This is a genomic window from Pectobacterium parvum, assembly GCF_020971565.1.
GTDB classification, from domain to species: Bacteria; Pseudomonadota; Gammaproteobacteria; order Enterobacterales; family Enterobacteriaceae; genus Pectobacterium; species Pectobacterium polare.
In genome coordinates this window covers 1,303,794-1,327,807 of the sequence record NZ_CP087392.1, presented here as the reverse complement: position 1 = coordinate 1,327,807, position 24,014 = coordinate 1,303,794, and the positions used below count along the sequence as shown (strand labels likewise).

The window sequence follows — 24,014 nt, the reverse complement described above, 5'->3', positions numbered from 1 at the left end:
GACCAACAAGGTTCCCAAGGGGAAGATCGTGAAGCGTAAGGAAATATTGAACGGCTTTACAAAAGTCGCGATTTCCATTGCGGCCTGTTCATCGCTAATCCGCGGCCATCAGCTTGCGGTATTCGTCGTAGGCGTACAAATCGGTCATACCGCTAATGTAATCCTGAATCAGACGCGCCCGATAATAATATTCACGGATGACGCGCTCGGTTTCCGGTAATCCTTCCAACGCGACAACCGCTTCACAATAGGCCAGACAGTGCTTGCTGGATAGCTTGTGGTAAAGCCGCGTTTCAATCGGATAGCGCTTGTGCGTATCGTCGCGGACAAGCTGACTGAAATCCTGATAGGGCATCTCGAGCAGCGGGCTATAAATATCCAGCAGGCCGCGAATCACGCGGTCACCCTGTAGCTCAAGCTGTTCAACTTCATGATGGTTAAAAACGTGCTTTAAGGCGACACGTTTGAAAATACCTAACAGGCGGTTCTGCGGGCTGTCGTCCTCAAGCAATGCCTGATTAAACGAACCGGCATAGACTTCCGGCAGGTTATCGATAAAACGCAGTGCAGCATGCGGCACCATCTGCCCCACGGTGTAAACGCGGAGATTCATGAAGAACTGATCGTCATGGCTACGCCATTGAAAGCGTTCGCGTTCTTTGTAAGCGCGTTCAATCGTTTTAGCAAAGATGTCTTTCTCTGCGCCTGCGCCCCAATTTTCGCGCAGACGATCGTAAAGTTCGTCGATCGTGAGGATATCTTTCTCAACAGCATCCTCAAGATCCGCAATGCAGTAAGACACATCGTCAGCCGCTTCCATAATGTAGCTCAGCGGATGACGATGAAATTCGCCCAAATCCAGCTCTTCACGCAGTGTGGCAACAAACGCTTCCTCTGCCAGATAGTAGCCCGGTTTCTTCATCAAATAATGGTAATCAGCCGGAAGCTCGCCGTTCCAATACGCGGGTCGGGTATATTTCAGAATGCAGGCCACCTGCCCGTAGGTCAGGTTGAGCTTCAGCAACGTATGCACCAGACGGATCGCCTGTGCGTTGCCTTCAAAATGGCTCAGATCCTGCCGGATTTGCCCGCGCAGATCGTCCAGTCCATCCTGCTGCATCCGCAGCGTAGGCACTTTGCAGTCATCGACGCGTTCCGGGGATTCACTGTCCAAATAGTGGCTATCCAGCAATTTTCTGAACCATTGATTAATCGCAGATTCGCCAAAATGTCCAAACGGCGGATTGCCGATGTCATGCATCAGACACGCCATTTCAACCAGGCTTTCAAACGGCGTTTCTCTGTCATCCAGCCCCAGTGACGCCAGCCGCCCGTCGACTTGCAGGCGGTGCAAAATCTCTTTGGCGATATAGCGACCAACCTGCTGAACTTCCATTGAGTGGGTCAAGCGGGAGCGGACGGCCGCATTACGTTCTAGCGGAAAGACCTGAGTTTTTTGCTGTAAGCGGCGGATGGCGGCGGAGTTAATAATACGACCCCGATCGCTCTCAAACTGGCGCACAATCGTATATTCATCCTCAGCCGTTTTAGGCCGGCTGAAATGGCGCTGAAAGCTCATTTTTTTGGCGAAATCGATACCAGACATATGGTTCTCCATGTCATCCCGCTACAGCACAATGATGGACACTCCATCTCATCCCGCTAGCCATGATAGACTAATATCCGCGATATACACCTAATGCTGGTCATTTAACGATCGAGATACACGGTGCGACCACAGGGATGAGGCATCCCTGCGGGAACCTCCCCCTGTGTTTCCCCTAAAATGGGACTTCAGTGACCAGCATTAGGTATACGCCTTCCATTTATAACAGAATTTGCGGGGAACCTTATGAAAGTCGGTATTATCGGCGCGATGGAACAAGAAGTAACGCTGCTGCGCGATCGGATTGAAAACCGTCAGACCTTCCAGCGTGCGGGTTGCGAAATTTACACCGGACAAATCAACGGTGTGGATGTTGCACTGCTGAAATCCGGTATCGGCAAAGTCTCCGCCGCACTGGGCACCACGCTGCTGCTGGAATACAGCAAGCCAGACGTGGTCATTAACACCGGTTCCGCTGGCGGACTGGCACCTACATTAAACGTCGGTGATATCGTCGTTTCCGATGAAGTGCGCTACCACGATGCTGACGTCACGGCGTTTGGCTATGAGCCCGGCCAGATGGCAGGCTGCCCTGCCGCTTTCCTTGCCGATGAAAAACTCATCACACTGGCGCAGGAAGTCATTGCCGAGTTACAGCTGAATGCCGTGCGCGGTCTGGTTGTCAGCGGTGATGCCTTCATTAACGGCGCAGAGCCGTTAGCTCGTATCCGCACCACCTTCCCGAAGGCGATTGCCGTAGAAATGGAAGCCACCGCGATCGCCCATGTCTGCCACCAGTTCGCCGTCCCGTTTGTGGTGGTACGCGCGATTTCTGATGTGGCCGATAAAGCCTCACACCTGAGTTTTGATGAGTTTCTGAATGTTGCAGCACAGCAATCAACGCGGATGGTAGAAGCGATTCTGGCCAAGCTGGCCGCACGCTAATCGTGACAGTCAGGTTCCTCTGCTGGCTGACCGGGCTGCTGCTCTGCTCTGCCGCTTATGCTATTCCGCAGCGTGTGATCAGTCTCGCCCCCCACGCGACGGAAATGGCCTATGCGGCAGGCATGGGTGAACAGCTGATTGCGGTTAGCGCCTGGTCAGATTACCCGCTAGAAGCCAAAAAGCTGGAGCAGGTTGCCTCCTGGCAGGGAATCAACCTAGAGCGGATCCTCGCCCTCAAGCCCGATCTGATTCTGGCGTGGCGCGAGGGCAACCCGCAGCGTCCGCTGGAACAGCTCGCCAACTTCTCGATTCCTATCGTTTATCTGGATGCGAAGACATTAGACGATATCCCGGCATCACTACGGCAGTTGGCAACCTATAGCCGTCATCCTGAGCAAGCCGAACGCGCAGCAAAAGATTTTCAGCAGGAAATAGGCGAACTCCAGCACGCTGGCGAGACGCATAATACCGCGCCATTGCGGGTATTCATTCAATTTGGCACTCAGCCGCTGTTTACCTCGTCGAAAGCGACGCTGCAAAGCCAGATCGTTTCACTGTGCGGTGCCGAAAATGTCTTTAGCGACAGCTCGGTGCCTTGGCCGCAGGTCAGTCGTGAACAGGTGTTAAGACGCCAGCCGCAGGCCATTATTGTCGGCGGTGCGCCAGATAGGATTTCCAGTGTGCAGGCGTTTTGGCAGCCGCAATTAGCGGTTCCGGTCATTACCGTCAATGAAGACTGGTTTAGCCGCAGCGGCCCGCGTTTACTATTGGCAGCCCAGCAAATTTGTTCTCAATTAGCAGAGCTAAGACCCACGTTTTCGTCAGCCAAGTGATTGTTAATTAACACCGTGAAACCATTCCGCTAACAATAGCTTCATTAGTATACAAGTTGTAACACTAACCGACTTTTATTTCGCCAATAGTTGTCGATAATCTGAACGTAACGGTGGAATCATAAACAGCATTCATGTTTTTGATTACCATCTGGCGAAAAAGCCAAAGCAAAGACGAAATGAGAAAATTTTGAACCGACATCGGTTCCTTTGACACCAGGTAGCTTTAACTATGAAAAATGCGTTGCTTTACGCGGGCTTACTTATGGCGACCTGTAGCACGGCGTATGCAGTGAGTCAGGGCGGGCAAATTAACGCTCAACTGACGATACAAGCAGCATGCGGCGTAACGCCTCAATCTGGTCAATATCAAATGAATTGTAACGTAGCCTCTGTACCACAGCCTAAAATTACTGAGTCACGTATTCAGGTCGATCAGGCAAAATTTTCGACCTCTGCGGCAAAAACTGCACAGGGTACGGAAATACGTTTGATTACGGTCGAATGGTAATTCTAGTAAAAACACGAAGCGTATTCTTTCAATTAACGCTTCTTGTGACAAATTGCTTGTTTACTGTGCCCTAAATAATTCGAGTTAGCGTTTTGAACAATGCTATGCATTGACCCTTTAGGGCAAGGCTCATTTATGGCCTTGTAACGCGGTAACTGCACGACAAATCGGTTAAAACCGATTTGAACAGCGCTAGCGCTGGCCCGAAGGGTGAGCTTCATTTATGAAACTCATCAATCCCCAGGAGCTTACTCAGGTAAGTGACTGGGGTGAGTGAGGGCAGCCAACGCACAAGCATCTTGAAGTATGACGGGCATATAAAAAAACCGTGTCTTGTTGCCAAGACTCGGTTTTTATTTTCAGTCGGTCAATAACCGCAATGCAGGATCAGACGCTGAAAGAGGAACCACAGCCGCAGGTGGATTTCGCATTCGGATTCGTCACGATAAAGCGAGAACCTTCCAGCCCTTCGGTATAATCCACCGCACCGCCAACCAGATATTGCAGGCTCATCGGATCAACCACCAGCGCCACACCTTGTTTCTCAATGGTCATATCGCCGTCGTTGATTTGATCATCAAAGGTAAAACCATACTGGAAACCGCTACAGCCGCCGCCCGTGATGTACACACGCAGTTTCAGCTCTGGGTTTTCTTCATCAGCAATCAGGTTTTTCACCTTGCTTGCCGCCGCATCGGTAAATTGCAGAGGCAGTGCTGCTATATCATCGCTCATATTTTTACTCCCAACTCAGGGCTTATCAGGTGATAGACCCATATTCATACGCTTATTATCCGGCAGTATGCGAAAACGTTCAAGATTTGACAGCGGCTGTTGAAATAATCGCCGCATTATGCCGCCTCATCCACCACACAGCCAGTACTCTCTGTGGGTATGGTGTGGCGCGTTTTCAAGTGAAAACCCGCACAGCGATTTCATAACGGCGGTCAGTTCATTAGAATACCCCTACATTTTACGATCAAGACCAGTCAGGACCGCGTAATGAACAAATCTGAAAGCCTGTATGCTGCGGCACAGCAACTTATTCCCGGCGGAGTGAACTCACCCGTTCGTGCTTTTAACGGCGTCGGCGGTACTCCGCTGTTCATCGAACGGGCTGATGGCGCTTATCTCTATGACGCTGACGAGCAAGCGTACATTGATTACGTGGGATCGTGGGGCCCGATGGTGCTGGGTCACAATCATCCGGCAATCCGTGAGGCGGTGATCGCGGCAGCAGAACGCGGTCTGAGCTTTGGCGCACCGACAGAAATGGAAGTGCAGATGGCGCGTCTGGTCACCTCGCTGGTGCCGAGTATGGATATGGTGCGGATGGTCAACTCTGGTACAGAAGCCACCATGAGCGCGATCCGTCTGGCGCGTGGCTACACGGGCCGCGATAAAATCATCAAATTTGAAGGCTGCTACCACGGCCACGCAGACTGCCTGCTGGTGAAAGCCGGTTCCGGCGCACTGACGCTGGGCCAGCCTAATTCCCCCGGCGTTCCAGCCGATTTCGCCCGCCACACGCTGACCTGCGTCTATAACGATCTGTCATCCGTTCGTGCCGCGTTTGAACAATATCCTGACGAGATCGCCGCGATCATTGTCGAACCGGTAGCGGGCAATATGAACTGCATTCCACCGCTGCCAGATTTCCTTCCTGGCCTGCGTGCCCTGTGTGACGAGTTTGGTGCCCTGTTCATTATCGATGAAGTGATGACTGGCTTCCGTGTTGCACTGGCGGGTGCACAGTCGCACTACGGCGTGGTACCGGATCTGACCTGCTTGGGGAAAATCATCGGCGGCGGCATGCCAGTCGGCGCATTCGGCGGCAAGCGTGACGTCATGCAGGCGCTGGCACCGACCGGCCCGGTTTATCAGGCGGGAACGCTGTCCGGCAACCCGATTGCCATGGCCGCAGGCTTTGCCTGTTTGACGGAAGTCGCCAAGCCCGGCGTACATCAAAAACTCACCGAGTTGACCAATCAGCTGGCTGACGGCCTGTTAGCTGCCGCGAAAGCCGAAAACATTCCGCTGGTGGTGAATCAGGCGGGCGGCATGTTCGGTCTGTTCTTCACGGATGCCGAGAGCGTCACCTGCTATCAGGATGTGATGAAGTGCGACGTCGAGCGCTTTAAGCGGTTCTTCCACATGATGCTGGAAGAAGGGATTTACCTCGCGCCGTCCGCGTTTGAAGCGGGCTTTATGTCGTTGGCACACACGCCACAGGACATCGATCGCACCATCGAAGCCGCACAGCTCTGCTTCTCACGGCTGTAAAAGCGTATCTCGACGGCGTCAGCAAGTGGCGCCGTGTATCAAACGGTTAACCTTCGCTACCCGGCTCGATACCGCTCATCTCACACGCCAGCGCCCCTGCGCGCTTAAGCGCATACGTGTAGCGTTCATCAAAGGGGTAGCAGCACGATAGCCGAAGCGCGTGCTTGCAGCGACCGCTTAGCGTGTAAAGCTCACCGGGCGTGACGCAAATTTTCTCTTGCAGCAGGCGATGGAATAGCTCAACGCCATCCACGCCGCCCGGTAACTCCAGCCAGAAGACAAAACCGCCCTGCGGCTGCGTCGCGCGCGTCCCCTGCGGAAAATGCCGGGCAATCAGCCCACGCGCCTCATCCATCTGCACGGCATAGCGGCGGCGCAGCGTACGCAGATGATGATCGTAACCGCCGGACTCCAGAAACTGCGCCAGCGTTTCCGATAGCAGCGCCGATTCCGCCATTGACGATACCGCTTTCAGCCGCGCCACCTTGGCACGGAAACGGCCTGACGCCATCCAGCCGATGCGGAAATCGGGCGCCAGCGTTTTTGTGAAGCTGGAGCAGTAAATCACCCAACCGTCGCGGTCGAAGGCTTTCACCGTCGGCGACAGCGGCCAGGTAAACTGAAGTTCGCTGTATAACCCATCTTCAATAAGTGGAACCTGATAATCGTTCACCAGCTTTGCCAGCCGCTTTTTATCTGCTAGCGTCATGCTGCATCCCAGCGGGTTCTGCGCGTTAGGCATAGCGATAATCGCCTGTAATCGCTGCTCTGACAGCAGCAATTCCAACGCATCCAGCGCAAGACCACGTTGCGGATCGGTGGGAATCTCCACCGTTTTCAGTCCCAGACTGGCAAGCAGAGGAAAGAGATAAAAATAGGTTGGCGTTTCCAGCCCCACACAGTCGCCCGGCTGCGTGACCGTGCGCAGCGCCAGCTGTAGCGCTTCCATACAGCCGTGGGTGATCGTGATGTCCTCGCGGGTCAATGTCATACCCAAATCCATCGCCCGCCGTGCGACTTCGCGCCGTAACCGTTCGCTGCCCGGCGGCAGCGCATAGCGGCCAATCAGATCAGGCTGTCGCCGTAGCAAAGAAGCGGCAATGCGGCTGATCTTTTCGGTCGGATAGAAATCGGCATGCTGTGGGCACGCCAGAGAAATGTTGATGTAATCCGGGTGCGTCTGAGCAGCAAACACGGTATCAATCAGATCCAGTTGCTCACTGCCCGGCACAATCACCTGCGCACGGTGGGGCTTGCTCTCCGTCAGCGACGGCAGACGCCCTCGTACAAAGTAGCCAGATTGCGGGCGTGCTTCGATCAACCCGCGATCTTCGAGAATACGCCAGGCATTCAGCACCGTATTCACACTGACCTGATGCGATCCAGCGACGCGACGAATAGAAGGCAGGCGGCTTCCCGGCGCTAATGTTCCTTGATGAATAGCCGTGGCGAAGGTTTCCGCGAGCTGTTGATAGAGCGTACTTTCTTGTGAGTCGATAATGGACACAGTTCCCTCGCCAGCCAATGAGTACAGTTAACGATTAATGCATTTTGTACCCATAACAATAATCATTTTGTGTATCTGTAACCATTTATTTTTTCTGCCTACCATAGTGCTCTCCCCCATCATCAGGATCACACCATGCTCGACCCTTCTTTTTTCAGCTACGTCACCGTCATGTCCATCACGCCGGGGCCCAATAATCTGCTGCTGGCGACGTCAGGCGTCAATTTTGGCCTGCGCCGTACGTTACCGATGCTGATGGGTATTTTAATTGGCTGTGCGCTACAAACGGCACTGATGGGGGTGGCATTGGAGCTTTTACTGAGCTGGCTGAGCGTGATTCGCCTCCCCCTTACCGTGCTGGGGTGCGTTTATCTGCTGTGGCTATCGTGGAAAATCGTGCGCTCATCGGCACCGGAATTACAAGGGCGAGTACAGCCGATGACCGTACTGCAAGGGACGCTATTTCAGGCGGTGAACCCGAAAGCCTGGCTGATGTCCAGCAACATCGCGCTGCTGTATACCGCCAGCAACGGTATTTTTACCACGATGGTCGCCTTTATGGCGCTCAATCTGCCCTGCATTCTGGTTTGGGCCATGCTCGGCGATCGCATCGGCAAACACCTTCAGGAACCGTGGAAACTGAAAGCCTTCAACGGCATCATGGCGCTTTCTCTGGTGCTCACCACCTTCTGGATGCTGGTCGAAGCGATTAACGTCCCTAGCTAATCACACGATCTCGGCGGGCTTCCCTCTCCGCCGAGGCTCGCGCTATTTCACCTGTTTACGCAATAGATAAACAAAGTAAGGCGCACCGATAAACGTCGCGAGCAACCCCGCCGGGATTTGCGCCGGAAAGAGAATCATCCGGCCAAACCAGTCTGCAATGACCATCAGCGCGCCGCCAATTAATGCAGAGCAGGCGATTTGCGGCAACACGCGGCTAAAGCCCAGCATCCGCGCCATATGCGGAGCCATTAAGCCCACAAAGCTCATCGGGCCGACCATCAGGGTTGCCATCGCGGTCAGTACCGATGCCAGCAGCAACACCAGCAGACGAACTGGTGTGACAGCCACGCCAAGCGCTCTGGCCGTGGTGGTGCCAAGCGGTAGAATACGCAGCCAGCGCTGGCATAGCGGGACAATCAACAGCAGCAGCACGGCAATCACCGCCGTACGTATCGCGTCAGTCGGTTCGACCGCATAGGTTGATCCCGACAGCCAGGTCAGCACCGTTCCCATACGCGGATCGCCACTGGCCAACAGCAGCGCAATGACGGTGGTGAACGCCATACTCAGTGCGATCCCTGCCAGCAGCATACGCTGCGTGGAGAACCCACCGCGTCCGGCAATTATCACCATGACCAACAGCGTCAACGCCGCGCCCGCGCTGCCAGCCGGAAGCAGCCACACGAACGCATTGCCGGGAATGAAGAACAGCAAAATAATGACGCCAAACGATGCGCCAGAGCTAATCCCCAGCACTTCCGGGCTCCCCATCGGGTTACCCGTCAGCTTCTGTATTAGTGTTCCCGCCACCGCCAGCATCACCCCAGCGGTTAGCGCCGCCAGCACCCGAGGCCAGCGCCATGAGAGCAACTGCGTTAACACATCACCGCCGCCCCACTGCCAGCCGTCGGCATCTTTCCCTAACATCAGCGCCGTAATCACCACCATTCCCAGCAGCATAATGCCGAGAACCAGCCACGTTCCCCACAGGCGACGTTCAGCCGTCGGCGTACTGCTGCTGTCGACCATCGCGGGTTGACCGCTATTACGCAGACGCGGCAACAGCCACAGTAGCAGCGGCGCGCCAATCAGCGCCGTCGCCGCGCCCGTAGGGACGTCAAGCCACACGCGACTCAGCCAGATAACGCCCTGATCGGTAACACCAAGCAGCAGCGCCCCCAGCAGCGGCGCTAATAAAAGGCGGTGAAGTAACCGCCGTGCCCCCAGCATTTTCGCCAACAGCGGCGCGAACAGACCGATGAAACCGATAATGCCTGCCGCATTGACCAGTTGAGCACACAGGAAAATCCCCAGCCCAAGCGCACTCAGACGTGCCAGCGACAGCCCAAGCCCCAGATTACGCGCAACGCCATCATCCAGCCCCAGCAGCGTTAGCGGACGAATCAACAGTAGCGCCAGACAGAAACACACCAGAAGACGCGGGAGAACAAACTGCACATTGCTCCAGTCCTGCTGGTTCAGCACGCCGCTGCTCCACAGGAACAAGCCCTGAAGCTGCTCATGATGGAAAAGCACTAGCAACTGATTGACCGCGCTACAGTAGAAACTCAGCACCAGCCCCGCCAGTATCAGCGTCACGGGCGATAAACGTTTACCCCAGGCTACGCCAAAGACCAACGCGCCAACCACGAGCGCCCCAGCCATAGCCGCGACCTGCTGGAGCCATGCGCCACCGGGCAGTGCCCACAGTGTGATCACCGTGATCCCGAGCTGTGCGCCCGTAGCGATCCCCAGCGTTGACGGCTCGGCCAGCGGATTACGCAAGACCTGCTGGAACAGCACGCCGCACAGCCCCAGCCCCGCACCAATCAGCAGCGCCAGCACCATGCGCGGTAACAGGCTGTAGTGAAACAGCAACTGCTGCATATTATTCAAGGCAGGCTGAGTCAGCCCTTCAAGCCACTGTGATACTGGTAATTGCTGCTGCAAATTGTAGCTGCCCATCCCCAGAATCACGATCAGCAGAAAACCAATCAGTACCACTGGCAGCACCAGCGGATGAACAACGTGCTTGTGCGCATGCGAGGCACCGACAGACAGAGGATTAGGCATGTTTTCTCGCCTCCAGAGCCTGATTCAATACGTGGCAGAAGCGCATCGCCGAGAGCGTTCCGCCATACAGCCAGACGGCAGGCACGCGTTGCAAACGCTGGTTACGCACAAACGGCATCGCCTGCCAGAGCGGGTTCTTATCAAGCTGCGCGCTGATGGCGCTATCGCCATGCTCGAAACAGAGCACGTTGGCATCGCCGACGTCTGCCAGACTCTCAATGCCCACAATCGTACTGCCCCAGAAGCTGGTTTCACCACGCCAGGCATTTTCTATCCCGACATGATCCATCACTTCCTGAAAAAGGCTGTTCTTGCCAATCACCAGCACATGGCGGCTATCGACCAGCGTGATGAGCAACAGAGGCCGTTGGGTGTACGGTTGAAGCGTGATTTTTTCCTGCTGGAGAAACTGCGCTAGCTCCGTCAGATGCTGCTCACCGGCCGCTTTCATATTGAGCGCATCGGCCAGTTTCATCACCGAGGCCTGTGCCGACGTCAGCGGTTTTCCCTGTTCGTTGCTGAAGCCAAAGCCCAGCAGCGGAGAAATACGGGACATTTTTGCGACCGAAGGGCCGTAACCTTCAGAGTAAAGAATCAGCGACGGGCGAATCTGCGTCAGCAATTCCAGATTAGGCTCGGTACGCAGACCCACATCAATCACCGATTCAGGCAACGCGGGCTCTTTCACCCACAGATTGTAGTTATGCTTATCTGCAATCGCGAAGGGCGTGATGCCCAACGCCAGAAGCAGTTCAACAGGCAACCACTCCAGCGCCACAATGCGGTTTAAATCGGGAAATGTAGCAGTCGCTCCCCTGCTCGCCGCCGAGTAAACCAGCGGTGACAGCAGCAGCGCCGTCAGCAAACGACGGCGTAGCGGATCGGGAGAGGATGGAGAAGAAAAACGTTCAGGCATCATGAGCAGGAAAACCGAGTTAACAAACGAAGCTGACCGGCGCGCCACCCGCCGGATGAGGCAGAATGCCCATGGGAATGCCGTAGATATTTTCCAGCACGTCCCCTTGCATCAGCGCAACAGGCTCACCCTGCGCAATCATTTTGCCACCGCGCAACGCCACCAGATGATCGCAATAGCGCGCAGCCATGTTGATATCATGCAACACCGCAATGACGGTGATGCCGCGCTCGCGGCTCATGCGCTGAATCAGCGCCAGAACCTCAACCTGATGCGCAATGTCCAGCGCAGAGGTCGGTTCATCCAACAACAAGCAGCGGCTATCCTGTGCCACCGTCATCGCCAGCCAGGCTCGCTGCCGTTCACCGCCAGACAGGCTATCTACCAGACGGTTAGCAAACGGTTTCAACCCCACCAGCGTGATGGCTTCCTCGACCTTTTCCCGATCGGCGCTGCCGAAACGACCTAATGCGCCGTGCCACGGATAACGCCCTACGGCAACCAGCTCACGCACGGTCATCCCTTCGGCAGCAGGAAGCTGCTGCGGTAAATAGGCGACCTGACGGGCGAACAATTTGCTGTCCCAGCTTCCAGTCGCCTGTTCGCCCAGCAGTGCAGTACCGCCGCTAGCGGGCTGGTGACGACCCAGAATTTTCAGCAATGTCGATTTGCCCGAGCCGTTGTGTCCAATCAGACCGCACACTTTCCCCACAGGGAACGTAATAGATAAAGGGTGTAACAACGTGCGTCCAGCAACGGAAAAACTGACATCGTCCAGTCTGAAAGTGGTATCAGGCAGTACAGTTTGATTTTGCATAGCGTTTTTGGTTTGTAATGTCACCGAAGGAAAGGGGTGAGCAGAATTCACTATTCCCGTAATCATCGATCTAAAAGAGAACGATAATGATTACGATATAAGGCAGCATGATAGGCGCAACGGAATACCAATCGCAAGACTTTTACCCGTCAGCACCAGAGTGACGTGGCAGGAAAAGCGGTATCAGGCAGGGCGTGGTGCTCAGCCAAAAATAGTAGAGAAAAAAAATGCCCACAGATTCAGCCTATTAGGTACATTTATGCCACTATTAAGGCGGTTTCGTGCGCGATAATACCGTTATTTTCATGCTACCTTGTAGCACGCGCCCAACATAGGGGGCTACGCCAGCCCCCTATGAACCCCGGCTTTTGGCGGGAATTATGCCGCTAAAGCGGTGCCTTCGTCGGTATCAGGCTTAGAGGACCGCTTGCGACACGTTCCTGACGTGGCGCAAGCTTTCGCCGCGTCCATGCGGCTCATCCTAAGCCTGCTATCTCCTCAGCATAATTTTTTACGCCGGATAACGGCAAACCCGTGCTTTCTCTGTATTTATGTATGACAGCAGGTTAACAGGGGCAGTGATAAGAACTTACTACTGACCAAACATTTCTTTAATCCAGTCAGCGACGCCTTCTCCGTTTTGCTGGTCCTGCTGCGCTGAAGGCTGCGGCTGGCTAGCCTGACACAGCGCCTGCGGATTATCCGTCCAGACTGGCAATACGCGTCCGGCGCTGCTGCCGTTGCAGATAAAGTTACCGCTGGCATCCACCGTCATGGTCGTAATACCTTCCGGCGGCGTCAGCATTAACGGCAGCGGCGTTTGGTTTTCCAGATAGCGACGATAAATCGTCAGCGCACCGTTCGCCCCAGTCAACTTGGCCGGGCCGTTGTTATCGCGTCCTACCCAGCTAATCGCCACTTCTTTACCGTCGATCCCAGCAAACCAGCTGTCACGCAGGTCATTGGTGGTACCCGTTTTCGCTGCCAGATGATAATTCGGGAATTTCACCGCCAGCGAACGCGACGTACCGCGTTCGACAACCTGCTGCATGCCATACAGCGTCAGATAAGCCGCCTGTGCCGGAACCGCGCGCTCCGCCTGCGGGAAACTCTGATACAGCACCGTGCCATCTTCCGCAATCACTGAACGCAGTGAGGAAAGCGGTGCACGATTGCCGCCGCTGGCGATCGTCTGGTATTCCTGCGCCACTTCCATCGGCGTCAGACTGATCGCACCCAGCAGCATCGCGGGTACAGGCTGAATCACGTTTTCTGGGATCCCTAAACGCTTCAACGTTTCCGTGATCTGATTCAGCCCTACGGCCATCCCCAGATTGACGGTCGGCACGTTCAGCGAGTTCGCCAGCGCATCGACCAGCATGACGCGGCCACGGAACTGGCGATCGTAGTTCTTCGGCTGCCATAGCTGTCCGTTAGACTGTTTGATCGACAGCGGCTCATCCGCCAAAAAGGTATTCAGGCGATAGGTGTCCGGTTGGCTCAGCGCGGTCAGGTAGGTCGGCGGCTTCGCCAGCGACCCGACAGGACGACGCGCCTGTAGCGCACGGTTAAACCCAGCGTACTGCGTTTGAGCACCACCGACCATCGCGCGGACTTCGCCGCTGAAACGATCGACAATCACCATCGCCGCTTCCAGATCGCTGACGTTACGGCCTGCACGCAGTGCCGGAATCCCGACTTCTACCGCTTTTTCTGCCGCATCCTGCGAGACCGGATCGAGCGTGGTAAAGATCTTCACGCCGGAGAGATCGTTAACCTTGTCGCCAAGCCGCTGTTGCAGTTCTTGACGCACCAGTTGCATAAACGCCGGCTGAGGACTGATGACGCCGCCTTTCGGCTGTACGCCCAGCGGACGCGCACTCAGCATGTTGTAGAGATCGGCATCAATAATCTGCTGATTCTGCAACAAACGCAGCACTAGATTGCGTCGTTCCAACGTAATCTGCGGGTTACGCCATGGGTTATACAGCGACGCTCCTTTCACCATCCCCACCAGCAGCGCCTGCTGATCGAGGCTCAGTTCATTCACCGGGCGGCCAAAGTAATACAGGCTGGCAAGCGGGAAGCCGCGGATCTGATCGTTACCGCTCTGACCGAGATACACCTCGTTCAGATACAGCTCAAGGATACGATCCTTGCTGTAGCGATAATCCATGATCAGCGCCATATAGGCTTCGTTAGCTTTACGCCACAGCGAACGCTCGTTAGTCAGGAACAGATTCTTAACCAACTGCTGCGTCAGCGTACTGCCGCCCTGAACCGCGCGCCCCGCCGTGATATTCGCTAAGAACGCACGACCAATGGAATACAGGCTGATGCCATCGTGTTCATAAAAGTGGCGGTCTTCGGTCGCGACCAGCGTATCAACCAGCAGATCGGGGAAACCAGCACGCGGCACGAACAAACGCTGTTCGCCATTCGGCGACTGCATCATGGTGATCAGCTTCGGATCGAGACGGAAAAAGCCGAAGTTACGCTGGTTGTCCAGATTCTGGATCTGCGACAGACGATCGTTGGCAAACGTCAGACGCGCCTGAATCTGCCCTTCTTTACCATCGGGGAAATCAAACGGACGGCGCAGCATATCGATACTGTTGCCACGCACGCTGAATTCACCTGGGCGGGTAATGCGGCTCACCTGACGGTATTGCATGCCTTCCAGCAGGCTGATCATCTCTTTCTGGCTGTAGGCCATGCCCGGCTCAAGGTTGACCATGCGGCCATAGACGGCGGCAGGCAACTGCCAGACTTTGCCTTCAATACGGCTGCGGATCTGGCTGTCGAGGTACACGCCATAGATCGCCATCGCCACGGCAAAGATCAGGAACAGCTTGATCGCCAGCCCTAACCAGCGCCGTCTTCTTTGCGATTTACGCGTCATGGTGTCATCGCCGTCGTCATCATCATCGTCGTCATAGTCGTCCTGATAATCGTCATAATCTTCATCATCATAGTCGTCATCCCTGCGACGTCGTATGGCCTGCTTGCGCTCAGGCTTACGTTTTGGCGCTTTCCCTTTGCGTCCGATAGGTTCGCGGTCATCCCGAGACATTACAATAACTTCTCCATCAGGTTGTTCACGGCTATCTGCTCTGCGCTCAAGCCGCCTACTCTGTTTCCAGCCCCTTGTTTGGGAAAGCGGAAACGTCTGAAATTAGTGATTCTGATATTTCTTGGTACGTCTCGTCGGAGCCGTATTCGCCGGATCGTCCGGCCAGACATGCTTGGGGTAACGCCCCTTCATCTCTTTTTGCACCTCGCGGTACGTGCCTTGCCAGAATGCCGCTAAATCCCGCGTAATCTGTAGTGGACGTTGTGCGGGTGATAAAAGTTCCAATACCAGCGCTACACGCCCTTCTGCCAGCAGCGGGCTCTGCTGCTCACCGAACATTTCCTGCATTCGCACTGACAGCACTGGAGGCTTATCGTCATAATAGGCGATAGGCAAACGACTGCCGCCGGGTGCCGTGTAGTGTGTGGGCAGCGCGCTATCCAGCCGCTGGCGCAGCGACCAGTCCAGCAATCGCAGCAGCGCATCGCTCAAATTGATCTGGTGCAGCGCCCGTAAATCACGCACACCGACAAGTGACGGCTGTAGCCAGATTTCCAGCGTTGCCAGCAGCGTTTCTTCATCCACTCGCGGCCAGTCAAGCTCAGGCAACCACTGGTGAGCGCACTGTAGCCGGGCGCGTAACTGCAACGCCGCAGCGTCCCAGTTTAATGCATCAATCCCCTGCTCACGAATCCAAGATAGCAGCGCCTGCTGCAATGCCTCGTCGGAAGGCTTATTCAGCGGGCGCGTTCGCAGAGTCAGGCTGCCTATCTGGTCGCGCTGGCTGGCGCGCAGAGTACCCTTTTCTTCGTCCCAGTGCACCACGTTATGTTCACTTATTAATCCGGGTAGTTGTCGTTCCAGCCGCTCAATATCCAGCGGCAACGCCAATAGAATCCGCGCGTCGGCACTCTGGTTATTTTGTAATAGCGCAGGTGCCAGAAGCCATTCAGTACCTGACAACGCCTCATCAGCCGACATCATCGCACCGCTGCCGTTAGCAAGCTGGTAGCGTCCATCCTGACTACGCCGCCGGGCGATGCGGTCGGGGAAAGCCTGTGCCAGCAGCCAGTCGGCGTAGCTACCGTCAATGCGCCCTGACGCCGTCGATAAACGACGCGTTAGCTGTTTTGCCCGCCGCAGCCAGTGTGGCAATGGGTGATGCAGCCAGTCAGCCAGATTGATCGACCCGCTGCGTGGTGGCTCTTCGAGTATCGCGGCCAGACATCCGGCAGTGGCTAATGCACCTGAACCTTGCAGTGACGCGGCATACAGCATCGTCGCCAGTCGGGCATCGCAGCCTAACGCGGCTATTTTCCGACCCTCGACAGTCAGCCGATCTTGTTTATCGGTAATACCAAGCTGGCGCAGCAGCTGGCGTGCGGAATAAAGCGCAGGAGCTGGCGGGGTATCCAGCCAGGTTAACTGCGTCACATCAGTGCAGCCCCACTGTAATAAATCCAGCCAGATACTGCTGAAATCGCTATTCAGTATCTCGGCTTCACTTTGCGCCGCCACGCGTTCTGCCTGCTCACGAGAGCACAGATGCCAGCATATACCGGGGCTTAAACGTCCGGCACGTCCGGCGCGCTGCACCATCGATGCCTGACTGATTCGCTGCGTCGCCAGTCGAGTGACGCCGCTTTTCACATCAAAGCTGGCTACGCGTTCAAGGCCGCTATCCATCACCAGCCGGATGCCTTCAATCGTCAGACTGGTTTCTGCAATATTGGTGGCTAACACCACCTTACGACGACCCGGCTCCGCGGGCAGAATCGCCTTTTGCTGCTCCGCCAGCGTCAATGCCCCATATAAAGGACAAAGATCTGTCTCGCTCGACACGCTATTTTCCAGCAGCGCCTGCACACGGCGAATCTCCGCGACGCCGGGCAAAAACAGCAGCAGTGAACCCGCTTCTTCGCTGAGAAGGCGTCGCACCTGTCGCGCAACGCCTTCTTCCAAACGCTCCTGACTGTTCAACGGCGCATAACACCGCTCTACCGGATAGCTACGGCCTTCGGAAACCACGCAGACGGCTTCCGGCAACAGCGCCGCCAGCCGCACATTGTCGAGCGTCGCGGACATAATCAGCAACTTTAAGTCTTCACGCAGCCCTTGTTGCACATCGAGCAACAGCGCCAATGCTAAATCGGCCTGCACGCTGCGCTCGTGAAATTCATCAAGGATGATTAGCGCCACACCTTGCAGTTCCGCATCCTGTTGCAGCAAACGGGTCAGCATGCCTTCGGTGACGACTTCCAGCCTCGTTGCGTCACTCACGCAGCTTTCCGACCGCATGCGATAGCCTATGGTTTTCCCCGGCTCTTCACCTAGCTGCTGCGCCAGCCTCCAAGCCACGCTCTTTGCCGCCAGACGGCGTGGCTCCAGCATGATGATGCGCCCGTTCAGGTTGCCCTGTTGCAGCAACTGCAACGGCAGCCAGGTCGATTTCCCCGCACCCGTTGGGGCATTGAGCAGCACCTGAGGCGCGTTATGTAGCGCCGTTATCACATCATCCAGCACGGCGCTGACGGGCGGTAAAATCACAGACATCTCCGTATAAGGTTAACTTTAAGCGGCGAGCATTGTAGCATCTGGATGAATGTAGCATCTGATGGAATCAGAACAGAGAGATCGCCATGTCAGCCACCCGCCGCCTGTTTTTTGCCTTATCACTGCCGGAAGCCACACAGCAAGAGATTATTCGCTGGCGCGCCGAACACTTCCCTCTGGAAGCGGGTCGGCCGGTCGCGGCGGCTAATCTTCATCTGACGCTGGCGTTTTTAGGCGATGTTAGCGAGCAAAAAGCGCAGGTTTTGCAGACGCTGGCAGGCCGCATCCACCAGCCCGCCTTTTCCCTTACGCTGAATGACGCTGGGCACTGGCCGCGTCCCGGTGTGGTCTGGCTGGGCTGCCGTCGTGCACCGCGCGGGCTGCTACAATTGGCGGAACTGCTGCGCTCTCAGGCCGCGCGCAACGGCTGCTATCAAACGGCATTGCCGTTTCACCCGCACATTACGCTATTGCGCGGCGCGACTCGCCCCGTCGCAATTCCCCCCGCCACCTTTAGCTGGCAGGTCGACATGACGCACTTTTCGCTTTACGAATCACTTTTCAACAATGGCAAAACCCGCTATCAACAGTTGGAAAGCTGGTCATTTATTAAATAGAACAGGATTCTCATGAACTATACCCCACGTTTACAGCCTGCCCGGTTGATTAAACGTTACAAACGTTTTTTGGCCGATGTCGTCACCCCGGAAGGCGAGGCGCTCACGCTGCACTGTGCCAATACTGGTGCGATGACGGGCTGTGCAACCCCCGGCGACACCGTCTGGTACTCCACATCGGATAACCCTAAGCGCAAGTACGCCCAGAGCTGGGAACTGACTGAAACACAACAAAATCACTGGATTTGTGTCAATACTCTGCGTGCCAACACATTATTGTACGAAGCCTTATTAGAAAATCGCATAGAAGAGTTGGCGGGCTACCCAGACATAAAAACGGAAGTAAAATACGGTACGGAAAATAGCCGAGTCGACCTGCTTTTACAGGCGCCGGACAGGATTGACTGCTATATTGAGGTGAAATCCGTCACATTATTGCAACATGAATGTGGTTACTTTCCCGATGCGGTGACACTCAGAGGACAAAAGCATCTGCGTGAGCTGCAACAGATGGTTTCCAATGGAAAACGTGCCGTCCTTTTTTTCGCCGTACTCCATTCAGGCATCCAGCAGGTTTCTACCGCCCGGCATATTGATTCACGCTATGCGGAATTGTTTATCGAAGCACAACAGGCAGGGGTTGAAATTTTATGTTACGGCTCCACATCATGCCCTGGCGGTATTAAATTGACGCATAAGTTACCGTTGTTGGGATGAAGTAAAAGCATTGCATAACATGCCAACTCGGAGATGAAAGGAATCATTTATTCTTATGGAACTATTAAGGTACTGTTTAGCATTTAATACTTATGCTTGTGCCAGCAGATTGTTCCTGACACTTTATCAGGCCGGTGTCAGGAAGCATTGCCAACCCCATCTTCATCTGCTATTTATAGCGGCCTGTTTTTTCCCCCCTTTGGGGGCCGATATACCCAGATAGCTGAAGTTATGGCCAACAACGCCGCAATTTCACTGCATAAAAGGGTATTATGCGTGTCGTGTTATGTAGGAGAAGCAACATGCAAGAAGGGCAAAACCGTAAGACATCTTCTCTGAGCATTCTCGCAATTGCCGGAGTAGAGCCGTACCAAGAGAAGCCGGGCGAAGAGTATATGAACGACGCTCAGCTGGCTCATTTCAAGCGTATTCTTGAAGCATGGCGCAACCAACTCATGGATGAAGTGGATCGTACGGTATCGCACATGCGCGATGAAGCCGCTAATTTCCCCGATCCCGTGGATCGCGCAGCGCAGGAAGAAGAGTTCAGTCTCGAACTGCGTAACCGTGACCGTGAGCGCAAGCTGATCAAGAAAATCGCCAAAACCTTGGTGAAAATCGAAGATGAGGATTTCGGATTCTGTGAATCCTGTGGCGTCGAGATTGGCATCCGCCGTCTGGAAGCACGTCCGACCGCCGATCTGTGTATCGACTGCAAAACGCTGGCAGAGATACGCGAAAAGCAAATGGCAGGCTAATTTTCCTGTCCAGAATCGGCTCCTGCCCATCGCAGGGGCCGGCTCTAGTACGCTACCGCTGATGAATGATGTTCATCACTCTATCTTCTGTCTGGATAAAACGCTGACGAGATAGCACCAACTTCTTATGTCTGGAACAACTGCTTTCACCGAAACGCATCGTTATGTCGGGCGTTTTGCCCCCTCTCCTTCTGGTGACCTGCATTTTGGCTCACTGATCGCCGCACTGGGTAGTTATCTGCAAGCTCGTTCTCAACAAGGGCGCTGGCTGGTACGCATTGAAGACATCGATCCACCACGGGAAATTCCCGGCGCAGCCTCCCGTATCCTTGCACAATTAGACCATTACGGCCTGTATTGGGACGGCGAGGTGATTTACCAGTCACAGCGGCATGCGCGTTACCGAGAGATTCTTCAGCAGCTTCAACAGCAGGGCATGAGCTACTACTGCACCTGTACGCGTAGCCGTATTCAGCAGCTAGGTGGGCACTATGACGGCTATTGTCGGACGCGTAATCTGCCCTCCGATAACGCCGCGCTACGCCTACGTCAGACAACGCCGGTATTTCACTTTCACGATAAATTGCGTGGCGAGCTTTATGCCGACACGGCACTCGCGCAGGAAGATTTTATTATCCACCGCCGCGACGGGCTGTTTGCCTATAATCTGGCCGTCGTGATCGACGATAACGATCAGGAGATTACGGAGATCGTGCGCGGTGCCGATCTGATCGAACCGACAGTGCGGCAAATTTCGCTCTATCAGCAGTTGGACTATGCGATCCCTACCTACGTTCATCTGCCGCTGGTGCTGAATAGCGAGGGAAATAAGCTTTCCAAGCAGAATCATGCACCAGCACTGCCAAATAGCGATCCGCGTCCCGTGCTGCTGGCTGCACTGCAATTCTTGAACCAACCACTGCCGGAGAACGGTCAGGATATGACGCTTTCCGCACTTCTGGCCTGGTCTGTCGCGCACTGGTCCCTTGATGTTGTCCCGTTACAGGCGGCAATAAACCCGTCCGCGATCATATCGGCATTCTCAAAGGGGCATTGGTGAGCTATGATTAGCCGCTATTTTTAGTGACGCACTCTCTTTAGCCGTCACACTTGCAGGCCGTCGCTGGGTCGACGTCAAAAACGTTTCCCAGAAATTTTTTGCTGTGCCGTTGATTTATCCATCACTATCGAGGTGTATTATCTTTTCCCGAGTTGCTAATTTTTGTCGTAAGGTACTGAATCGTGAGAACGAAATGGTCGAATCAGAGGAACCGCGCCAGCATCTGACGGTGATTCCGCGTGACCAACATACTATTTCACGCAGCGATATCAGCGATAACGCGCTGAAAGTACTTTATCGCCTGAACAAAGCGGGCTACGAGGCTTATCTGGTTGGCGGCGGCGTACGCGACCTGCTACTGGGCAAAAAGCCGAAAGATTTTGATATCACCACTAACGCCACACCCGATCAGGTGCGCAAGCTATTCCGCAACTGTCGTTTGGTCGGGCGTCGTTTCCGTCTTGCCCCTATCATGTTCGGGCCAGAGGTGATTGAAGTTGCTACGTTCCGTGGTCACCACGAACAGCACCAGGAACAGCAAGAAGTCAAAAATTCCTCTCAGCAGGCCCAAAGCGGCATGCTGTTACGCGACAATATTTTTGGTTCCGTTGAAGAAGACGCCCAGCGCCGCGATTTCTCGATCAACAGCCTCTACTACAGCATTGCTGATTTCAGCGTACGTGACTATACCGATGGCCTGAACGATCTGCGTCAGGGCGTCATCCGTATGATTGGCGATCCTGAAACGCGCTACCGTGAAGACCCGGTGCGTATGCTGCGCGCCGTCCGTTTCGCTGCCAAGCTGAACATGACGGTCAGCCCAGAAACCGCCGAGCCGATTCCTCGTTTGGCCTCATTGCTGCACGATATTCCTGCGGCACGCATGTTTGAAGAGTCGCTGAAGCTGCTTCAGTCAGGCTATGGCTATCCAACCTATAAAATGTTGTGTGAATATCAGCTGTTCCAGCCGCTTTTCCCGCTGCTGAGTCGCTACTTCACACCCAACGGCGATTCCACACTGGAGCGCATGGTTGCACAGGTGCTGAAAAACACCGATCAGCGTCTGCAAAACGACATGCGGGTGAATCCAGCATTTTTGTTCTCCGCCATGCTGTGGTATCCGCTGATTGAACATGCACAAAAATTGGCTCAGGAAAGCGGACTGGCCTACCTCGATGCCTTCTCGCTGGCGATGAACGATATACTGGATGAGCAGTGCCGTTCTCTGGCAATTCCTAAGCGCATTACGTCTTTAGTCCGTGATATCTGGCAGTTGCAAATGCGTCTGTCTCGTCGTCAGGGTAAACGCGCTTATAAGCTGATGGAACACCCTAAATTCCGTGCCGCATATGACCTGCTTTGCCTGCGTGCCGAAATCGAAAACCATCAGGAGCTGCTGCGCTTAGCCCAGTGGTGGGGAGAATTCCAGGTTGCCGCACCGCCTCGTCAGCAAAACATGCTGAAATCGCTGGATGACGGCCCAACGCCACATCGTCGTTCCCGTCCTCGTCGACCGCGTAAACCAACAGCGGCACGCGGAAATCAAGCATGACGATACGTGTGTATCTGGCGCTGGGCAGCAATCTTGCCCAGCCTTTGCAACAGGTGCGTGCAGCATTATCTGCGCTGGACGCGATTCCACATACTCGCGTCGTTTGCTGTTCCTCGTTTTATCGTAGCCGTCCGCTTGGCCCGCAGGATCAGCCAGACTACCTCAACGCCGTTGTTGAACTGGAAACCGCATTAGCGGCCGAATCGCTGCTGGATCACACACAAGCCATCGAGCTGGAACAAGGTCGCGAACGCAAGGAACATCGCTGGGGCCCACGCACGTTAGATCTGGACATTCTGCTGTTTGGCGATATCGTCATCCAGACTGAACGACTGACCGTGCCGCATTACGACATGAAAAATCGTGAATTCATGCTATACCCGCTCGCAGAAATCGCCCCTGAACTGGCATTCCCCGACGGCGAAACCCTCGCCCAGCGGTTAACCCATGTCGATCGCAACGGTCTGGCCTTATGGGATAATACGCAGTGGGATGACAAGAAGCCGACCGGAACATTCGGTCACTAATAATCCCCCATCTGTAACTTGAAGCGCGACGGGTATATCGCTACACGTCGGCTTACATTAGAATGTCCCCCTCAATTCTTCGCCCTATTGACATAGGAAGACCGTCATGAAACCGACGACTATCTCCCACTTGCGCCAATGGAAACAAGAGCAGCGAAAATTCGCTACGATTACCGCTTACGACGCCAGTTTCTCTCGCCTATTTTTCGAGCAAGGCATCCGCGTGATGCTGGTGGGTGACTCACTGGGAATGACCGTACAGGGTCACGATTCCACATTGCCCGTGACCACACACGATATCGTTTACCACACGCAGTGTGTCCGCCGTGGCGCACCGCTGGCACTGGTTCTCTCCGATATGCCTTTTATGACCTATGCCACGCCGGAACAAACATTCAGCCAGGCAGCAGAACTGATGCGCGCTGGCGCAAATATGGTGAAGCTGGAAGGCGGAAGCTGGCTTGCTCCGACGGTAAAAATGCTGACCGAACGCGCCGTGCCGGTTTGTGGTCATCTGGGTCTGACGCCGCAGTCCGTTAATATCTTCGGCGGCTATAAAATTCAGGGCCGGAGCGAAAGCGATGCCAATCAGTTACTGGCCGATGCCCTTGCGCTTGAAGAAGCGGGTGCGCAGCTACTCGTGCTGGAATGCGTGCCTGTCGCCCTAGCCAAGCGCGTAACAGACGCCCTGTCGATTCCGGTAATCGGTATTGGCGCCGGCAACGTGACCGACGGGCAGATTCTGGTTATGCATGATGCCTTCGGCATTACTGGCGACAACACGCCTAAGTTTGCCAAGAACTTTCTGGCGCCAAGCGGTGGTGATATCCGCGCGGCAGTGCGTTTGTATGCAGAAGAAGTCGAACAGGGTATTTACCCGGCCGAAGAACATTCATTTCATTAAAAAACGAGCATTCCGTTAATCGGGCTATTTTTTAGG

The 24,014-nt window shown here is 54.9% G+C and carries 20 protein-coding genes; 12 read left to right on the top strand and 8 right to left on the bottom strand.

Annotation, left to right across the window (positions count from 1 at the left end):
• Positions 1–94: 94 nt before the first annotated feature.
• Positions 95–1,606: a dGTPase gene (gene dgt, locus LOZ86_RS05920; protein ID WP_230242962.1), complete on the bottom strand. Its 1,512-nt coding sequence runs from the start codon at positions 1,604–1,606 to the stop codon at positions 95–97.
• A 246-nt stretch (positions 1,607–1,852) separates the two neighbouring features.
• Here dgt and mtnN point away from each other — a divergent pair, with 246 nt between their 5' ends.
• The 3 genes from mtnN to LOZ86_RS05905 all read left to right on the top strand — a co-directional run bounded on the left by mtnN (position 1,853) and on the right by LOZ86_RS05905 (position 3,895).
• Positions 1,853–2,551: a 5'-methylthioadenosine/S-adenosylhomocysteine nucleosidase gene (mtnN, locus tag LOZ86_RS05915; protein WP_039486590.1), complete on the top strand. Its 699-nt coding sequence runs from the start codon at positions 1,853–1,855 to the stop codon at positions 2,549–2,551.
• A 2-nt stretch (positions 2,552–2,553) separates the two neighbouring features.
• Positions 2,554–3,384: a vitamin B12 ABC transporter substrate-binding protein BtuF gene (btuF, locus tag LOZ86_RS05910; protein WP_039486588.1), complete on the top strand. Its 831-nt coding sequence runs from the start codon at positions 2,554–2,556 to the stop codon at positions 3,382–3,384.
• 232 nt (positions 3,385–3,616) lie between these two features.
• Positions 3,617–3,895, top strand: a complete 279-nt coding sequence (locus LOZ86_RS05905) for a hypothetical protein (RefSeq protein WP_039486586.1) — start codon at positions 3,617–3,619, stop codon at positions 3,893–3,895.
• A gap of 387 nt (positions 3,896–4,282) precedes the next feature.
• On the opposite strand, the gene erpA is transcribed toward LOZ86_RS05905, so the two are convergent.
• Positions 4,283–4,630 (bottom strand): iron-sulfur cluster insertion protein ErpA, encoded by a 348-nt coding sequence (erpA, locus tag LOZ86_RS05900; RefSeq protein WP_005969047.1) that lies wholly within the window; start codon positions 4,628–4,630, stop codon positions 4,283–4,285.
• Between the two features lie 267 nt (positions 4,631–4,897).
• Here erpA and hemL point away from each other — a divergent pair, with 267 nt between their 5' ends.
• Positions 4,898–6,178, top strand: coding sequence for a glutamate-1-semialdehyde 2,1-aminomutase (hemL, locus tag LOZ86_RS05895; protein ID WP_039486584.1), 1,281 nt, complete (start codon positions 4,898–4,900; stop codon positions 6,176–6,178).
• Positions 6,179–6,224: 46 nt separating this feature from the next.
• Here hemL and LOZ86_RS05890 read toward each other — a convergent pair whose 3' ends face one another.
• The gene (locus LOZ86_RS05890) at positions 6,225–7,685 is read right to left on the bottom strand and encodes an aminotransferase-like domain-containing protein (RefSeq protein ID WP_039486582.1); all 1,461 of its coding nucleotides are present in this window, start codon (positions 7,683–7,685) and stop codon (positions 6,225–6,227) included.
• Positions 7,686–7,820: 135 nt separating this feature from the next.
• On the opposite strand from LOZ86_RS05890, the gene LOZ86_RS05885 reads away from it, so the two are divergent.
• Positions 7,821–8,411: a LysE family translocator gene (locus LOZ86_RS05885; RefSeq protein ID WP_039486580.1), complete on the top strand. Its 591-nt coding sequence runs from the start codon at positions 7,821–7,823 to the stop codon at positions 8,409–8,411.
• Positions 8,412–8,453: 42 nt separating this feature from the next.
• Here LOZ86_RS05885 and fhuB read toward each other — a convergent pair whose 3' ends face one another.
• From fhuB to hrpB, 5 genes are all read right to left on the bottom strand, one after another.
• The gene (fhuB, locus tag LOZ86_RS05880; protein WP_052012088.1) at positions 8,454–10,484 is read right to left on the bottom strand and encodes a Fe(3+)-hydroxamate ABC transporter permease FhuB; all 2,031 of its coding nucleotides are present in this window, start codon (positions 10,482–10,484) and stop codon (positions 8,454–8,456) included.
• Complete coding sequence (fhuD, locus tag LOZ86_RS05875) at positions 10,477–11,403, bottom strand: Fe(3+)-hydroxamate ABC transporter substrate-binding protein FhuD (protein ID WP_039486579.1); 927 nt, start codon at positions 11,401–11,403, stop codon at positions 10,477–10,479. The genes fhuB and fhuD overlap by 8 nt, the downstream gene beginning before the upstream one ends.
• Before the next feature lie 16 nt (positions 11,404–11,419).
• On the bottom strand, positions 11,420–12,217 hold the full coding sequence (gene fhuC, locus LOZ86_RS05870; RefSeq protein WP_039486665.1) for a Fe3+-hydroxamate ABC transporter ATP-binding protein FhuC: 798 nt from the start codon (positions 12,215–12,217) through the stop codon (positions 11,420–11,422).
• A 592-nt stretch (positions 12,218–12,809) separates the two neighbouring features.
• On the bottom strand, positions 12,810–15,290 hold the full coding sequence (gene mrcB / locus LOZ86_RS05865; protein ID WP_039486577.1) for a bifunctional glycosyl transferase/transpeptidase: 2,481 nt from the start codon (positions 15,288–15,290) through the stop codon (positions 12,810–12,812).
• A 102-nt stretch (positions 15,291–15,392) separates the two neighbouring features.
• Positions 15,393–17,837: an ATP-dependent helicase HrpB gene (gene hrpB / locus LOZ86_RS05860; protein ID WP_161546583.1), complete on the bottom strand. Its 2,445-nt coding sequence runs from the start codon at positions 17,835–17,837 to the stop codon at positions 15,393–15,395.
• Positions 17,838–17,929: 92 nt separating this feature from the next.
• Here hrpB and thpR point away from each other — a divergent pair, with 92 nt between their 5' ends.
• The 7 genes from thpR (at position 17,930) to panB (ending at position 23,978) form a co-directional block, all read left to right on the top strand.
• Complete coding sequence (gene thpR / locus LOZ86_RS05855) at positions 17,930–18,460, top strand: RNA 2',3'-cyclic phosphodiesterase (RefSeq protein ID WP_039514119.1); 531 nt, start codon at positions 17,930–17,932, stop codon at positions 18,458–18,460.
• 12 nt (positions 18,461–18,472) lie between these two features.
• Positions 18,473–19,177, top strand: a complete 705-nt coding sequence (gene sfsA, locus LOZ86_RS05850; protein ID WP_039486571.1) for a DNA/RNA nuclease SfsA — start codon at positions 18,473–18,475, stop codon at positions 19,175–19,177.
• Between the two features lie 302 nt (positions 19,178–19,479).
• Positions 19,480–19,935, top strand: coding sequence for an RNA polymerase-binding protein DksA (gene dksA, locus LOZ86_RS05845; RefSeq protein WP_005969032.1), 456 nt, complete (start codon positions 19,480–19,482; stop codon positions 19,933–19,935).
• Between the two features lie 127 nt (positions 19,936–20,062).
• Positions 20,063–20,995, top strand: coding sequence for a tRNA glutamyl-Q(34) synthetase GluQRS (gene gluQRS / locus LOZ86_RS05840; protein ID WP_039486568.1), 933 nt, complete (start codon positions 20,063–20,065; stop codon positions 20,993–20,995).
• Between the two features lie 139 nt (positions 20,996–21,134).
• Positions 21,135–22,547 carry a polynucleotide adenylyltransferase PcnB gene (gene pcnB, locus LOZ86_RS05835; protein WP_230243151.1) on the top strand — a complete coding sequence of 471 codons (1,413 nt, stop codon included), beginning with the start codon at positions 21,135–21,137 and terminating at the stop codon, positions 22,545–22,547.
• Positions 22,544–23,074, top strand: a complete 531-nt coding sequence (gene folK, locus LOZ86_RS05830) for a 2-amino-4-hydroxy-6-hydroxymethyldihydropteridine diphosphokinase (protein ID WP_039486562.1) — start codon at positions 22,544–22,546, stop codon at positions 23,072–23,074. The genes pcnB and folK overlap by 4 nt, the downstream gene beginning before the upstream one ends.
• Positions 23,075–23,180: 106 nt before the next feature.
• Complete coding sequence (panB, locus tag LOZ86_RS05825) at positions 23,181–23,978, top strand: 3-methyl-2-oxobutanoate hydroxymethyltransferase (RefSeq protein ID WP_039486560.1); 798 nt, start codon at positions 23,181–23,183, stop codon at positions 23,976–23,978.
• The last annotated feature ends 36 nt before the right edge of the window (positions 23,979–24,014 follow it).